Annotated in this window: 16 protein-coding genes; 9 read left to right on the plus strand and 7 right to left on the minus strand. The window is 60.9% G+C overall.

Going from position 1 to position 14,637, the window contains the following annotated elements; translation table 11 throughout:
- Positions 1 to 28 precede the first annotated feature (28 nt).
- A complete protein-coding gene (locus PspS35_RS10800) occupies positions 29 to 1,708 on the plus strand; it encodes a methyl-accepting chemotaxis protein (RefSeq protein WP_159934265.1) in 1,680 nt (559 codons plus the stop codon).
- Here the strand turns inward: PspS35_RS10800 and yegQ are convergent.
- Positions 1,705 to 3,018 (minus strand): tRNA 5-hydroxyuridine modification protein YegQ, encoded by a 1,314-nt coding sequence (gene yegQ, locus PspS35_RS10805; RefSeq protein ID WP_159934267.1) that lies wholly within the window; start codon positions 3,016 to 3,018, stop codon positions 1,705 to 1,707. The two genes, PspS35_RS10800 and yegQ, sit on opposite strands and share 4 nt — an antisense overlap.
- A gap of 160 nt (positions 3,019 to 3,178) precedes the next feature.
- Between yegQ and PspS35_RS10810 the strand changes: the two genes are divergently transcribed.
- A complete protein-coding gene (locus PspS35_RS10810; RefSeq protein WP_159934269.1) occupies positions 3,179 to 4,246 on the plus strand; it encodes an AI-2E family transporter in 1,068 nt (355 codons plus the stop codon).
- A gap of 9 nt (positions 4,247 to 4,255) precedes the next feature.
- On the opposite strand, the gene PspS35_RS30035 is transcribed toward PspS35_RS10810, so the two are convergent.
- The 3 genes from PspS35_RS30035 to PspS35_RS10820 form a co-directional block, all read right to left on the minus strand.
- The gene (locus PspS35_RS30035) at positions 4,256 to 4,420 is read right to left on the minus strand and encodes a hypothetical protein (RefSeq protein WP_174244798.1); all 165 of its coding nucleotides are present in this window, start codon (positions 4,418 to 4,420) and stop codon (positions 4,256 to 4,258) included.
- A 91-nt stretch (positions 4,421 to 4,511) separates the two neighbouring features.
- Complete coding sequence (locus PspS35_RS10815; RefSeq protein ID WP_034137721.1) at positions 4,512 to 4,706, minus strand: hypothetical protein; 195 nt, start codon at positions 4,704 to 4,706, stop codon at positions 4,512 to 4,514.
- 234 nt (positions 4,707 to 4,940) lie between these two features.
- Entirely contained in the window at positions 4,941 to 5,294 is a 354-nt protein-coding gene (locus PspS35_RS10820; protein ID WP_159934271.1) for a hypothetical protein, read from the minus strand.
- 156 nt (positions 5,295 to 5,450) lie between these two features.
- Here PspS35_RS10820 and PspS35_RS10825 point away from each other — a divergent pair, with 156 nt between their 5' ends.
- Positions 5,451 to 6,269, plus strand: a complete 819-nt coding sequence (locus PspS35_RS10825; RefSeq protein ID WP_159934273.1) for a shikimate 5-dehydrogenase — start codon at positions 5,451 to 5,453, stop codon at positions 6,267 to 6,269.
- Between the two features lie 42 nt (positions 6,270 to 6,311).
- Here PspS35_RS10825 and PspS35_RS10830 read toward each other — a convergent pair whose 3' ends face one another.
- Positions 6,312 to 6,959 carry a DUF480 domain-containing protein gene (locus PspS35_RS10830; RefSeq protein WP_159934276.1) on the minus strand — a complete coding sequence of 216 codons (648 nt, stop codon included), beginning with the start codon at positions 6,957 to 6,959 and terminating at the stop codon, positions 6,312 to 6,314.
- A 172-nt stretch (positions 6,960 to 7,131) separates the two neighbouring features.
- Between PspS35_RS10830 and PspS35_RS10835 the strand changes: the two genes are divergently transcribed.
- Positions 7,132 to 7,641, plus strand: a complete 510-nt coding sequence (locus tag PspS35_RS10835) for a DUF1993 domain-containing protein (protein WP_159934278.1) — start codon at positions 7,132 to 7,134, stop codon at positions 7,639 to 7,641.
- 68 nt (positions 7,642 to 7,709) lie between these two features.
- Here PspS35_RS10835 and sstT read toward each other — a convergent pair whose 3' ends face one another.
- Positions 7,710 to 8,930, minus strand: coding sequence for a serine/threonine transporter SstT (gene sstT / locus PspS35_RS10840; protein WP_159934280.1), 1,221 nt, complete (start codon positions 8,928 to 8,930; stop codon positions 7,710 to 7,712).
- Between the two features lie 240 nt (positions 8,931 to 9,170).
- Between sstT and PspS35_RS10845 the strand changes: the two genes are divergently transcribed.
- Entirely contained in the window at positions 9,171 to 10,328 is a 1,158-nt protein-coding gene (locus PspS35_RS10845; RefSeq protein ID WP_159934282.1) for an MFS transporter, read from the plus strand.
- A 3-nt stretch (positions 10,329 to 10,331) separates the two neighbouring features.
- On the opposite strand, the gene nhaR is transcribed toward PspS35_RS10845, so the two are convergent.
- Positions 10,332 to 11,234, minus strand: a complete 903-nt coding sequence (gene nhaR / locus PspS35_RS10850; protein WP_159934284.1) for a transcriptional activator NhaR — start codon at positions 11,232 to 11,234, stop codon at positions 10,332 to 10,334.
- 135 nt (positions 11,235 to 11,369) lie between these two features.
- Here nhaR and PspS35_RS10855 point away from each other — a divergent pair, with 135 nt between their 5' ends.
- The 4 genes from PspS35_RS10855 (at position 11,370) to mnmH (ending at position 14,630) form a co-directional block, all read left to right on the plus strand.
- Positions 11,370 to 11,621: a hypothetical protein gene (locus PspS35_RS10855; protein ID WP_159934286.1), complete on the plus strand. Its 252-nt coding sequence runs from the start codon at positions 11,370 to 11,372 to the stop codon at positions 11,619 to 11,621.
- Positions 11,622 to 11,649: 28 nt separating this feature from the next.
- Positions 11,650 to 12,399 carry a TerC family protein gene (locus tag PspS35_RS10860; protein ID WP_159934288.1) on the plus strand — a complete coding sequence of 250 codons (750 nt, stop codon included), beginning with the start codon at positions 11,650 to 11,652 and terminating at the stop codon, positions 12,397 to 12,399.
- Between the two features lie 96 nt (positions 12,400 to 12,495).
- Positions 12,496 to 13,530, plus strand: coding sequence for a selenide, water dikinase SelD (selD, locus tag PspS35_RS10865; RefSeq protein ID WP_159934290.1), 1,035 nt, complete (start codon positions 12,496 to 12,498; stop codon positions 13,528 to 13,530).
- Positions 13,530 to 14,630, plus strand: coding sequence for a tRNA 2-selenouridine(34) synthase MnmH (mnmH, locus tag PspS35_RS10870; protein ID WP_159934292.1), 1,101 nt, complete (start codon positions 13,530 to 13,532; stop codon positions 14,628 to 14,630). Before selD ends, mnmH begins: the two co-directional genes overlap by 1 nt.
- The last annotated feature ends 7 nt before the right edge of the window (positions 14,631 to 14,637 follow it).

The following is a 14,637-nucleotide window of genomic DNA, read 5'->3' on the forward strand; positions in this document are numbered from 1 at the left end:
TCAAGTCGCCTAATAAGAGAGAAAAGCCATGCGTCTGAGTTTGAAGGCCAAAGTCCTGTCCCTCGCGATCGTGCCGGTGCTGCTGTTTGCCGTGGTGATCAGCCTGACCACTGTGTGGATCCTCCAGGGCCAGGCGCGCAACGAAGTCGATGAAACCCGCCAGCGCCTGCTCAATGATGCCAAGGCCACGCTGCAAAGTTATGTGGAAGTGGCCATGAGCACCATCAAGCCGCTCTACGACGCGGCCGCTCCCGGTGATACCGCGGCGCGTGCCGAAGTGGTCAAGCTGCTCTCCAATACCGGTTACGGCAAGGACGGCTACTTCTTCGGCTACGACTCCGAGACCATTCGCCTGTTCAAGGGCAACAGCCCCGACGGCGTGGGCAAGAGCTTCAAGGACAACCGCGACCCCAACGGCGTCTACGTCAACCGTGACCTGGTCAAGGTCGGCAAAGACGGTAGCCACTACCTGCAATACAGTTCGACCCAGCCCGGCCAGACCGAGTTGGTGCCCAAGCTGGGCTACACCGAATACCTGCCCAAGTGGGACATGGTCATCGGTACGTCGGTGAACCTCGATGGCATCGAAGCCCAAGTGGCGGTGGTCGAGGCCAAGGTGGAAAAACGCATGGAAGGCGTGTTGCTGAGCATCCTCGGCGTGGCCGTCGTGGTGCTGTTGGTGATCGCGGCCGTGGGCATGTTGCTGGCCAATACCATCCTGCGTCCGTTGCACTTGATGAAAGCCAACCTCGATGACATCGCCGCCGGTGAAGGCGATTTGACCCGTCGCCTGGCCATCACCAGCCAGGATGAGCTGGGCGATCTGGCGGGCGCGTTCAACCGGTTTGTCGACAAGATCCACGGCCTGGTGCGCCAGATCACCGAAATGACCGCGCAACTGACCGGGCTGGTCGGCCAGGTCTCTGACCAGGCCCAGCGCTCGGAGCAGGCCATGGAGCGTCAGCGCCACGAGACCGACCAAGTGGCCACTGCGATCAACCAGATGTCCTCGGCGGCGCAAGAAGTGGCGCGCAGTGCCCAGGGCGCATCCGTGGCGGCGCAACAGACCGACGCAGAAGGCCAGGCCGCCAAGCGCGTGGTGGATGGCAGCATTGCGCAGATCCATGCGCTGGTCAGCGATATCCGCAGCAGCGGCGTGTCCCTCGACAGCTTGCAGCAGGATGTGGCGTCGATTGTCAGCGTGTTGAGTGTGATCCGTTCGATTGCCGAGCAGACCAACCTGCTGGCCCTCAACGCCGCCATCGAAGCCGCACGGGCCGGGGAAGCCGGCCGTGGTTTTGCGGTGGTCGCCGACGAGGTGCGCGCCCTGGCCAGCCGCACCCAGACCAGCACCCAGGAAATCCAGGGCATGATCGACCGCCTGCAAAAAGGCACGGTTGCCGCCGTGGACGCCATGCGTCGCTCCAGCGATGCCGGGGACGGCACCTCGGCCCAGGCCAACCAAGCCGGCGCGTCCCTGGACACGATGGCCCAGTTGATCGGCACCATTAACTCGATGAACGCTCAGATCGCCAGCGCCGCTGAAGAACAGACGGCCGTGGCTGAAGAGATCAACCGCAGCGTGCATCAGATTGCCGTGGCGGTGGACAGCGTCGCCGATGAAACCCAGTTGGGCGCCCAGACCTCCCGCAGCCTGGCGGACCTGGGCCAGCGACTCGGGCAATTGGTCGGCCAGTTCCGGATTTAAACGTCGCGCATCAGCAGACCGAAGCGCAGGTCCATCTCGGCCGGGAGGGGCACATACACCGTGTGCCCATCCCCCGGCGCCACCTCGATGGCCTCGCCCTTGGCGTTGTGCAAGGTGGCCAGGTCAAAGTGGACGTTGCCCGCAGGCGTCATCAGCTCCAGGTGATTGCCCACGGCAAAGCGGTTCTTCACCTTGACCTCGGCCAACTCGCCCCGGCGCTCGCCGGTCAACTCGCCCACAAACTGCTGGCGTTCGGACACGGAGCTGCCGTTCTGGTAGTTCTGGTATTCGTCGTGCACATGCCGGCGCAAGAAGCCTTCGGTGTAGCCGCGCTGGGCCAGGGACTCCAGGTTGGTCATCAAACCGCGATCAAACGCCCGCCCGGCCACTGCGTCGTCAATAGCCTGGCGATACACCTGGGTGGTGCGTGCGCAGTAGAAGTGCGACTTGGTGCGGCCTTCGATCTTCAGCGAATGCACGCCCATGTGGCTCAGGCGCTCCACATGCTGCACTGCGCGCAGGTCCTTGGCGTTCATGATGTAGGTGCCGTGTTCGTCTTCGAAGGCGGGCATCTGCTCATCGGGGCGGTTGGCTTCCTGCAACAGGAACACCTGGTCGGTCGGCGTGCCGATCCCGAGGGTTGGCTGATATTCCTGGACGATATCCCCCGTGGCGTTCTCCACTGCCGGCGTGGCCTGGTATTTCCAGCGGCAGGCGTTGGTGCAACTGCCCTGATTGGCGTCGCGCTTGTTCATATAGCCCGACAGCAGGCAGCGCCCGGAATAGGCCATGCACAGGGCGCCGTGCACAAACACTTCCAGCTCCATGGCCGGCACCTGCTGGCGGATTTCTTCGATTTCCTCCAGTGACAGCTCCCGCGACAGGATCACCCGGCAAATTCCTTGCTGCTGCCAGAACTCTACGCTGGCCCAGTTCACCGTATTGGCCTGCACCGACAGGTGAATCGGCATCATCGGGAAATGCCGGCGTACCAGCATGATCAGGCCAGGGTCGGACATGATCAGCGCGTCCGGGCCCATGGCGATCACCGGGGCCAGGTCCTTGAGGAAGGTCTTGAGCTTGGCATTGTGCGGCGCGATATTGACCACCACGTAGAAGCGCTTGCCCTGAGCATGCGCCTCGTCAATACCGAGGGCCAGGTGGGCGTGGTCAAATTCGTTATTGCGCACACGCAGGCTGTAGCGCGGCTGTCCGGCATACACCGCATCGGCGCCGTAGGCGAAGGCGTAGCGCATGTTTTTCAGGGTGCCGGCGGGGGCGAGCAGTTCGGGGGCGATGACAGGAGGCATGGGCGTGGGTCGCAAAAAGGCGCGAGGGTAGTCGAGGCAGCGCAGGGCTTTATTGATCTGGGTCTACGCTTAGCGCAACAAAGATGGCACTCCCAGGATTTGCGGCGGACTAAGCACCGGGACGCAAACGCGCGCCCTGCTTTTTTGACATGGACCGAACATGAATCAAACCAACCTGCAATTCAAAACCCTGCTGTTGTTGCTGGTCCTGGTGACCGTCGCCTTTATCTGGATATTGCTGCCGTTCTACGGCGCGGTGTTCTGGGCGGTGATCCTGGGCATCATCTTTGCGCCGATGCAACGGCGCTTGCAGCAACGGTTCGGCTGGAACCGCAACCTCACGTCCCTGACCACCTTGATGGTGTGTCTGGTGATCGCGATTCTGCCGGTGATCATCACCAGTGCCTTGCTGGTGCAAGAGGGCGCCACGCTCTATAAAAACGTCGAGAGCGGCAAGCTGGATGTGGCCGCTTATATCGAGCAGTTCAAGAACTTCCTACCGCCATACTTCCAGCATTTGCTGGACCGCTTTGGCATGGGCAACCTGGAAGGGCTGCGCGAAAAGATCGTCAAGAGCGCGATGCAGGGCAGTCAGTTCTTCGCCACCCAGGCCTTCAGTTTTGGCCAGGGCACGTTCGATTTCCTGGTGAGTTTTTTCATCATGCTGTATTTGCTGTTCTTCCTGCTGCGCGACGGCCCCGAGCTGGTGCGCAAGGTGCGCACGGCGGTGCCCTTGGCCGAGCCGCAAAAGCGCCGGTTGCAGCTCAAGTTCAATCGGGTGGTGCGTGCCACGGTCAAGGGCAACGTACTGGTGGCCGTGACCCAAGGCGCGCTCGGTGGTTTGATCTTCTGGTTCCTGGATATTCCCAGTGCGTTGCTCTGGGCGGTGTTGATGGCGTTTCTGTCGTTGCTGCCGGCGGTGGGCGCGGGGATTGTGTGGGGGCCGGTGGCCGCCTACTTCCTGCTCAGCGGTTCGATCTGGCAAGGCGTGGTGCTGGGCTTGTTTGGGGTGTTTGTGATCGGGCTGGTGGACAACGTGCTGCGCCCGATCCTGGTGGGCAAGGACACCAAGATGCCGGACTACCTGATTTTGATCTCGACCCTGGGCGGGCTGTCGGTGTTCGGTCTCAACGGGTTCGTGATCGGGCCGCTGGTTGCAGCGCTGTTCATGTCCAGTTGGGCGCTGTTTGTCGAAAGCAAGCCACGGGTCAAGTTGCCGTTGCCGTAGAGGGCCGCTTCAGGCTTGTAGCTTGAGGCTTGCCGCTGCTTCTTTGCTGCTCTTGAACGGGCCTTTGATGGCTTCGCCGTCGCGTACCAAGTACCAGCACGCAAGTAAACCCAACGCGCGAAGCGGGGCAGGGACGGCGCTGCCGATGACGGACATGATGTGTACAGTGGGCATAGATACCTCCTATCGCTATGGAGGCAACTTTACGGGGCCGGGTGCCTCAGGAAAAATCACCTGGCTCGATAGTCGACATCAATGCAAGGCGTCAATCCACCACTTGATCGAGCATGCTCACCACTTCCTGCTCACTGAGCAGGCCCTTGCGCACCAGGTTTTCTGCCAGCAACGCCAGGAATTTTGCGCTGCGGTGGCCTTCCAGGTGCTTGAGTTCGGTCAGGGCGCTGTAGACCTTGCTCGACGTACAGAGGCCAGCGGTGCGGTGCGGGTTTTGTGTGGGCATGGTCAGTCGTCCTTGTTGTTATTGAGTGGACAGGATCGATAGTGGGGGTGTGTCGTGGCACAAACATGACAGCGTGAGCCCCCGTCGGGCAAGTAGACTTTCGACGTTAATCATGTGCAATTGCCGTCAGACCATTGTCCTCAGAACGACCTTGGCACGATAAATCCAGACTTCGCACGCAAAAAAAAGGCCTCGCGCAGGGGCGAGGCCTGTTTCAGGCATAAGGCTCGAGGCTTACCAGCCGCGGCGGTAGTAGCCATGGGGAGGGCCGTAGTACCCACGCGGCGGGCCGTAATAGACTGGCGCCGGGCGGTAATAAACCTCTTGCTGTACGTACACCGGAGGCGGCGGTGCGTAGTACACCGGCGGCGGTGCGGCATACACCGGTTGCGGCTGCACATACACCGGCTGTTGCACATAGACCTCACGGGGTTGGCTGGCAACCACGGAGCCCACCACGGCAGCGCCGACCAGAGCGCCCAAGACGGCCGGGCCACCCCATCCACCACCGTGGGCGGAGGCTTGGCCTGCCATCGCGAGTGCACCAACGAGCAAGGCGATCTTGGGGATTTTACGAATCATGTTCATTCCTCGGTTGGCCCCTGCGCTTGTGGTCTGCAGTCAATAGACTCAAGTAATGTCGCGGGGATACTTTTAAGACAACGTATTTCTGAAAAACAGCACGGCCGCTAGGTAAAGGTTGTGTAAGGTCTGTACCGATTTGCTTACTCAAAGGAGTTATCCATGCAGATGCACCCCAACAAGGACACCCAACTGTGCATGTCACTGTCGGCCCGCCCCGGGAATTTTGGCCTGCGGTTTCATAACCATCTTTACGAACAGTTGGGTCTGAACTTCTACTATAAGGCGTTCAGCAGCCAGGATTTGCCCGGCGCGATCGGCGGTATCCGTGCCCTGGGGGTGCGTGGTTGCGGGGTCTCCATGCCGTTCAAAGAGGCCGCGATTGCCTTGGTGGACGAACTCGACGCGTCGGTCAAAGCCATCGAGTCCCTGAACACCATCGTCAACACCAACGGCCACCTCAAGGCCTACAACACTGACTACATAGCCATCGAGCAACTGCTCAAAAAGCACGCTGTGCCGAAAGACTCGACCTTCGCCCTGCACGGCAGCGGTGGCATGGCCAAGGCCGTGGCAAGCGCCCTGCGTGACGGCGGTTATGCCAATGGCGTGATCGTGGCGCGCAATGAGGCAGCGGGCAGGGCGCTGGCGCAGCACTTGGGGTATGCGTGGCAGGCAGACCTGGGCGAGTTGCGCCCGCAGATGTTGATCAACGTGACGCCGATCGGCATGACTGGTGGGGCTGAGGCGGATGCGTTGGCGTTTGAAGCGGATGCGGTGGATAAGGCCGAGACGGTGTTCGATGTGGTAGCGATCCCCGCCGAAACGCCATTGATCGTGCGTGGGCGGGCTCAAGGCAAGCGTGTCATTACCGGGCTGGAAGTGATCGCAATCCAGGCGTTGGAGCAGTTTGTGCTTTATACCGGGGTGCGGCCAACCCAGGATCAGTTTGAAAAAGCCGTGGCTTTTGCCCGAAATTAACATGTGAGAGGGGGCAAGCCCCCTCCCACATTGTTTACTACGTTATGCCTGTTCCAGTTGTGCGAGGCGCTCTTCAAGCGCGGCAATTCGCGCTTCCAGCTCTTCAATACGGTCTACAGACACGCCCGTCCCACGCTCCACCGGATTCCCCCGCGCTGCGATGATCACCTCGATGTCTGCCGGATCACCCAGCGCATGGGTGTAACGGTCTTCCCGCTGCCCAGCCTGACGCGGCACCAGCAGCGCCAGCCCGCGTGCAATCAGGCGCTCGAGCTGATGCACGACCTGCTCGGCGTCTTCGAAGTCATGCATGCGCCCGCTGCGGGTCAGCAGCTCATTGACGGTCTGTGGGCCACGCAAAAACAGCAACCCGATCAGGATCACCTGGGCCGGCACCAGCTCCAGGGCCTTGTCCACGCGGTGTTCCCAGCGGTCGGCACGGCTGCCCATCACCAGGCGGGTAAAACCTTGCCCTTCGAGTGCACGCAGGCTTTGGCCGACCTGGCCCTGGCTGAGGTTTGTCACCGGCTCGCGGCTGGTTTTCTGGTTGCACGCCAGCACCAGTGCGTTGAGGGTCAGGGGATAGGTTTCCGGGTTGGTCGCCTGTTTTTCGATCAGGCAGCCCAAGATGCGGATTTCCGTGCTGTTCAGGCGCGGCTCAGGGGTGTCGGTGTCGTGCTCGGCGGTCATCGCGCGTTCCCTATGCAGTGAATGGGGGCGTTCTCAATGAGTTTTCCCGGCGCGGCGGGGAAACTCATTGAGAACGCCCCCGCCAGCGTAATCCTGAAAAAATAAAAGACAAGCGCCGGGCATGGCTATAATCGCCGCTGGTTCCAACCCTGCCATTACCGATGAGACTGTCATGACTATTTCCCTGTACGCCGCCTCCATCCCAGTCTTCAAGCAAATGCTCAACGCCCTCAGCGATGTGCTGAACAAGGCTGAAGCCCACGCCACCGCCAAGAACATCGAACCCAACGCCTTGCTGCAAGCGCGTCTGTTCCCGGACATGTTCGCGCTGGTGCGCCAGGTGCAGATCGCTGTCGACTTCGCCAAGGGCGTCTCTGCGCGCCTGGCCGAGGTTGAAGTGCCTAAATACGAAGACAGCGAAGTGACCTTCGCCGACCTGCAAGCACTGATCGCCAAGGTGCTGGCCTTTGTCGACACCATCAAGCCTGAGCAGGTCGACGGCAAGGAAGGTATCGAGATCATCACCCGCCCAGGCACGCCGAAAGAGAAGCGCTTCAGCGGCCAGTCCTACCTGCTGACCTACGGCCTGCCGCAGTTCTTCTTCCACGTCACCACCGCGTACGCCTTGCTGCGTCACAACGGTGTGGAAGTGGGCAAGCGTGATTACATGGGCGCTTTCTAAGCACCCAGTCGCAAAAAAGCCCGGGGCGGTTCATTCAGAACCACCCCGGGCTTTTTTGCAGCTGGCGTTTAGGCCGGCTGTTCGTCCTTGCCCAGGCACGCGGCAGCAGTGAACAGTACATCGGTAGAGGAGTTGAGCGCGGTTTCTGCCGAGTCCTGCAACACACCGATGATGAAGCCCACGGCCACCACCTGCATGGCGATTTCACTCGGAATACCGAACAGGCTGCACGCCAATGGAATCAGCAGCAGTGAACCACCGGCCACACCCGATGCGCCGCAGGCGCAGATGGCTGCGACCAGGCTGAGCAGCACGGCGGTCGGCAGGTCGACATTGATGCCCAGCGTGTGAACGGCGGCCAGGGTCAAGACCGTGATGGTAATCGCGGCGCCGGCCATGTTGATGGTGGCACCCAGCGGGATCGACACCGAGTAGGTGTCTTCATGCAGGCCCAGGCGTTTGCTCAACGCCAGGTTTACCGGGATGTTCGCTGCAGAGCTGCGGGTAAAGAACGCGGTGATGCCGCTCTCGCGCAAGCACATCAACACCAGTGGGTATGGATTGCGGCGCAGTTTCCAGAACACGATGGCCGGGTTGATCACCAGTGCCACGAACAGCATGCAGCCGATCAGCACCACCAGCAGGTGCGCGTAGCCGAGCAGGGCGCCGAAGCCGGACGTGGCCAGGGTCGACGCGACCAGGCCGAAAATGCCCAGGGGGGCGAAGCGGATCACCACACGCACGATCAGGGTCACGCCGTTGGACAGGTCATCCAGCACGGTGCGGGTGGTTTCGCCCGCGTGGCGAATGGCGATGCCCATACCGATGGCCCAGGCCAGGATGCCAATGAAGTTGGCGTTCATCAGCGCGCTGACGGGGTTATCCACCACGCTGAGCAGCAGGCTTTGCAGCACCTCAGAGATGCCACCGGGGGCTGTGACGGTCACGTCGTGGGTCGCGAGCACCAGCGACGACGGAAACCACATGCTGGCAATCACCGCTACCACGGCGGCAGCGAAGGTGCCCAGCAGGTACAGGAACAGGATCGGCTTGATGTGGGTTTCCTGGCCGTGTTTATGGTTGGCGATAGAGGCCATTACCAACACAAACACCAGGATCGGCGCCACGGCCTTGAGTGCGCTGACGAACACCTTGCCGATAAACCCGGTGGCCTGGGCGGCCTCGGGCAACAGCAGGGCCAGCAGGATACCGGCGATCAGGCCGATAACGATTTGGGTAACCAGGCTGACGCGCATAAGTCGTTGCAACAGGGAGGGGGCAGCAGTCATAAACAGTTGTCTCTAGTTTTTTTAGTAGGACGCAGCATTGCAGGCGAAAGCGCTGTAGGAAGCAGGCGCGAAGTCTAGCATGTTGTAGGACGTGTCCCGTTTGGTGCGGCATTCCGTCACCCGCGCCTTTGGGCCTTGGTCATGTCTGGACAGACTCTGTTAATATTCGCGCTTCTCATCTTTCCTATCTGTCAGCGGGCCTTTCGGGCTGCCGTTGATGTCGTTGTTTCTGGAGTTTTCATGCTGTTTCCCATCCTGCTGCTGTCGGCCGCCGGCTTTACCGTGCTGACCACAGAATTCATTATCGTCGGCCTGTTGCCGGCGATTGCCCGGGACTTGAACGTCAGCGTGTCCCAGGCCGGGCTGCTGGTGACGCTGTTCGCTTTCACCGTGGCGGCATTCGGGCCGTTTCTGACAGCGTACTGCGCCCGTTTCCCACGCAAGCGCCTGTTTATCACCATCCTGATCATGTTCGCAGCGGCCAATACCGTCGCGGCACTGGCGCCGAATATCTGGGTAATGGCCGTGGCGCGCCTGATCCCCGCCTTGGGCCTGCCGGTGTTCTGGGCCTTGGCCAGTGAAACGGCGGTGGACATCGTCGGCCCCGAATACGCCGGGCGCGCCATTGAGAAGATCGGCTTCGGCATCGTCTGCGCCACGGTGTTCGGCATTCCGGTAGGCACGTTGATCAGCGATATGTTCGGCTGGCGCACCGCGTTTGCCATCCTTGCCGTGGTGGCGCTGGCCAAGGCTTTGCTGCTGTTTATCTATCTGCCGCTGACGAAGCCGAAGAACGATGAAGTAACGCTGCGCTCGCAGTTCAAGATCCTGCGCAGCCCGTTGATGCAGGGCCATATCCTGCTGTCGATCCTGGTGTTCAGCGGCATGTTTACCGCCTACACCTACCTGGCCGACATCCTTGAGCGCCTGGCTGGCTTCGATGGCACTCTGGTGGGCTGGTGCTTGATGGGCTTTGGTGCGGTTGGGCTGATCGGCAATTCCCTGGGCGGCCGCGCGGTGGACCGCCATCCGTTGATCGCGTCGATGGTGTTCTGCGGGTTCATGATCGCCGGCATGGTGGCGCTGGTGCCGGCGATTCACTCCACCGTCGGCCTTGCAGCGGCGATGGCGGTATGGGGCGTGACTCAGGCGGCCATGTTCCTGGTCAGCCATGTCCGGCTGATGAAGGCTGCGCCTCACGCACCGGCATTCGCCGCGTCGCTGAACATTGCCGGCGCCAACCTGGGGATTGGCCTGGGGGCGTTGGTCGGTGGGCATGTGATCGACACCTTGGGCCTGGGCAGCCTGGGCTTTGCGGCGTCTGGGTTTATCCTGGTGTCGATCCTGCTGGCGCTGTGGCTGATGACCGCTAAACCGGGGTCGACCTGTGCCACCTAGCCGTCAGGGCAGGGCGGTAAACAATTCGCGCCTTGCCCCTTCGGTAATCGCTACGATGCCGGGGTGCTTGACCTTGCGCTCCACCGAGATCGCATAGAACGACTCGGTGACTGCATCGGTCTGGCCAATCAGCGCCACGCCGTACTGGCGCACCACCTCATCGGCGATCACGCTGGGGGCGATAAAAATCCCGCTGCCGGATTGGCCAAACGCCTGCATCAGGGCACTGTCGTCGAATTCGCCAATGATCCTGGGCTGGATCTGCTGCTCGGCGAACCAGCGCTGCAAACGGCTGCGCACGACGGTCTCTGCACCTGGAATCAGCAGCGGCGCGCCGTGCAGGCACTGTGGGAAATCGCCGCCATGTTGGTCAGCCAGTGCCTGGGTGGCAAAAAAGCTGATGCCGCATTCCCCCAGTTTCTGGCTGTAGCCCTTGATATCCAGGTGGGAGGGCATGGGGCTGTCGGAGATCACCAAGTCCAGGCGCTGGATTGCCAGGTCGGCCAATAACCGTTCGAGTTTGTCTTCGCGGCAGGTAATGCGCAGGGGCTCGCTCAGCTCCATAGTCGGCGCGATCAGCCGGTAGACGATGGATTTAGGCACCACATCCGCCACCCCAACCCGGAACACAATCTGCTGTTCATTGGGTTGCGCGCGCAGCATCGCTTCCAGTTCATTGCCGGTCTGGAACATCTGCTCGGCGTAGGGCAGGGCCTGGCGCCCGGCTTCGGTCAGCTCCAACTGGCGGCCGACCCGTTGAAACAGCGCGATACCGAAGGTTTGCTCGAGCAGGCTGATCTGCCCGCTGATGGTCTGTGGCGTGAGATTCAGTTGCTCACAGGCGCGCACAATACTGCCGGTCTTGGCCACGACCCAGAAGTAATGCAACTGTCGGTAATTGAGCATTGGAGGTCGTCACTTCGTAAAAACCGAAGTATACGCGAGAAAAATACGAATTTTACTGAAGTGTTCGCCTGCATAGAATGCCTCGCTATCGCGGGGCCACTATTTGGACCCAATGGTTCTAACGAGGAATACATTATGAAGCTCAATTCCCTGGGCGCGGCATCGCTGCTTGCGCTTTCATTGGTGATGATCAGCGGTTGCGATCAGGTCGAGAAAAGCGCGCAGCAAGTGTTGGGCAAGGCTACCGAGTCGGCCAAGCAAGCCATTGATGACACCCACAAGGCCGCCGAGCAGGCATTGAGTGAAGCGACACAAGGCCTGATCAGTCCGCAAAAAAAGGACGAACAGGAAGAAAAAGAGTCTGACTCGAACAGTAAAGAAGCTTAATTTCCCGGCACAACCTCAGGACTGACCTATGGATTACCTTTTACAACTGGCCGCCAGCCCCACCGCCTGGGTCGCACTGGCCACCTTGATCGTCATGGAAATCGTGCTGGGCATCGATAACCTGATCTTTATTTCGATCCTCACCAACAAGTTGCCCGAGCAGCACCGGGCCAAGGCACGCCGCATCGGGATCAGCATGGCCTTGGTATTGCGCCTGGGCCTGTTGAGCACCATCGCGTTTATCGTGCAGTTGACGGCGCCAGTGTTCGAAGTGCTCGGCCAGGCGTTTTCGTGGAAGGACATGATCCTGATCGCCGGTGGTCTGTTCCTGGTGTGGAAGGCCACTACCGAGATCCATCACAGCATGGACCCGGAGCCCGAAGAGAAGGCAACGGTCGGCAACACCGTGGCCATCGGCTTCGCCGCCGCGATCGGGCAGATCCTGTTGCTTGACCTGGTGTTCTCCATCGACAGCATCATCACTGCCGTGGGCATGACCGAGCACTTGCCGATCATGATCATTGCCGTGGTGACCTCGGTGATCGTGATGCTGGTGGCGGCTGAGCCGTTGGCCAAGTTCATCAACGACAACCCAACCGTGGTGATGCTGGCCCTGGGCTTCCTGATCATGATCGGCATGACGCTGATCGCCGAAGGCTTTGGTGCCCATGTGCCTAAAGGCTACGTGTATGCGGCGATGGCCTTCTCGGCGGCCATCGAGTGCCTGAACATCGCACGTCGCAATCGCCACAAGCGTTTGCTCGCCGCCCGCCAGTAATCGCGCAAGTACAAACAGGCCGGCTGCGCTCACAAGAGCCCAGCCGGCCTTTTGCTGTCTGCTAGAATCCGCGCACTTGATAGCTTGAGGTCCACCATGAACGAGCCGATTCGCCTTACTCAGTACAGCCACGGCGCAGGTTGCGGCTGCAAGATCTCGCCTCAGGTGCTGGAAGTGATTCTCGCCGGCAGCGGCGCACAGAACCTCGACCCCAACCTCTGGGTAGGCAACGCCTCGCGGGACGATGCGGCGGTGTACGCCATCGACGACGAGCGCGGCGTGGTCTCCACCACTGACTTTTTCATGCCGATTGTCGATGATCCCTTCGACTTCGGCCGCATTGCCGCCACCAATGCCATCAGCGATATCTACGCGATGGGCGGCGACCCGTTGATGGCCATTGCCATTCTCGGCTGGCCAGTGAACGTGCTGGCGCCGGAGATTGCCCGGGAAGTGATCCGAGGTGGCCGCTCGGTGTGCGACGCGGCCGGTATCCCCCTGGCAGGCGGCCATTCCATCGATGCGCCGGAGCCGATCTTCGGCCTGGCCGTGACCGGCATCGTGCAAAAACGCCATATGAAACGTAACGACACCGCCACCGCCGGCTGCAAGCTTTACCTGACCAAGCCCTTGGGTATCGGCGTGTTCACCACCGCCGAAAAGAAAGGCAAGCTGCGCGAAGCCGATATCGGCCTCGCGCGCGACTGGATGTGCACCCTCAACAAACCGGGCAGCCGCTTCGGCAAGTTGGCCGGCGTGACCGCTATGACCGACGTCACCGGTTTCGGCCTGTTGGGCCATCTGGTGGAAATGGCTGACGGCAGTGGCCTGACCGCACGTATCGAATATGAAAAAGTCCCACGCTTGCCGGGGGTCGAGTACTACCTGGACCAGGGCTGTGTGCCCGGCGGCACTTTGCGCAACTTCGACAGCTACGCCAGCAAGCTCGGGCGAATCCAGGAGTTGCACAAGCGCGTACTGTGCGACCCGCAGACCAGTGGCGGCCTGCTGATCGCCGTCACCCCTGAGGGCGACGCCGAGTTCCACTCCGTGGCGGTTGAACTGGGCCTGAGCCTGGAGCCGATCGGCACACTGGTTGAGCGACAGACCAACGCGGTAGAGGTGTTTTGATGGCAACTGACATCACCGATTACCGCGACATTTTCCTCAACGACCGGCCGATGATGGATACCCGCGCGCCGGTGGAATTCATCAAGGGCGCGTTCCCGGGCGTGGTCAACCTGCCGTTGATGAACGACGACGAACGCCAGCGCATCGGCACCTGTTACAAGCAGCAAGGCCAGCAGGCGGCGATTGAGCTGGGGCATCAGTTGGTCAGTGGCAAGGTGCTTGAAGAGCGGCTGGCACGTTGGACGGCATTTGCCCGTGCCAATCCAGACGGTTACCTGTATTGCTTTCGGGGTGGCTTGCGCTCGCAACTGGTGAAACAGGTGCTCAAGGACGAGTCAGGCATCGACTATCCGCGGGTCGGCGGTGGCTATAAGGCCATGCGCACGTTCCTGCTGGAGACCGTGGACCAGGCGGTCGAACAGTGTGATTTCGTGTTGTTGGGCGGCCTGACCGGCAGTGGTAAGACCGAGGTCATCAATCAGTTGAACAATGGCCTGGACCTGGAAGGTCACGCCAATCACCGGGGCTCAAGCTTTGGCAAACGCGCTACGGGCCAGCCGTCTAACATCGACTTCGAAAACCGCCTGGCGGTGGACGTTCTGAAAAAACGCGCAAAAGGTATCGAGCAGTTTGTGCTTGAGGATGAAAGCCGCATGATCGGCAGCTGCGCGTTGCCGCTGAATCTGCACCGAGGCATGCAGGTGTATCCGATGGTGTGGCTGGAAGAAAGCCTGGAAAACCGCGTCGAGCGGGTCTTGCGCGAGTACGTGACCGACCTGAGTGCACAGTTCAATACAGCGTTTGGCGAGTCGGGTTTCGAGCTGTTTGCCGAGCGTTTGACCCAGAGCCTGGCCAATATACACAAGCGGTTGGGTGGCGAGCGCTATCAGCGCTTGCATGGGCTGATGCAAGCGGCGCTGGCAGAGCAGGCCCGCAGCGGCAGTGTGGACTTGCATCGCGGTTGGATCGTCGGGCTGCGTGAGTATTACGATCCGATGTACGCCTTTCAGCATGAGAAGAAAGGCGCACGGATTGAGTTCTCTGGAGAGCAGGCAGCGGTGGTGCAATATTTGCGCGAGCGTGGGGCTCGGCGCGGCTGATCGAGAC

It is taken from the genome of Pseudomonas sp. S35, from assembly GCF_009866765.1.
Lineage (GTDB): Bacteria > Pseudomonadota > Gammaproteobacteria > Pseudomonadales > Pseudomonadaceae > Aquipseudomonas.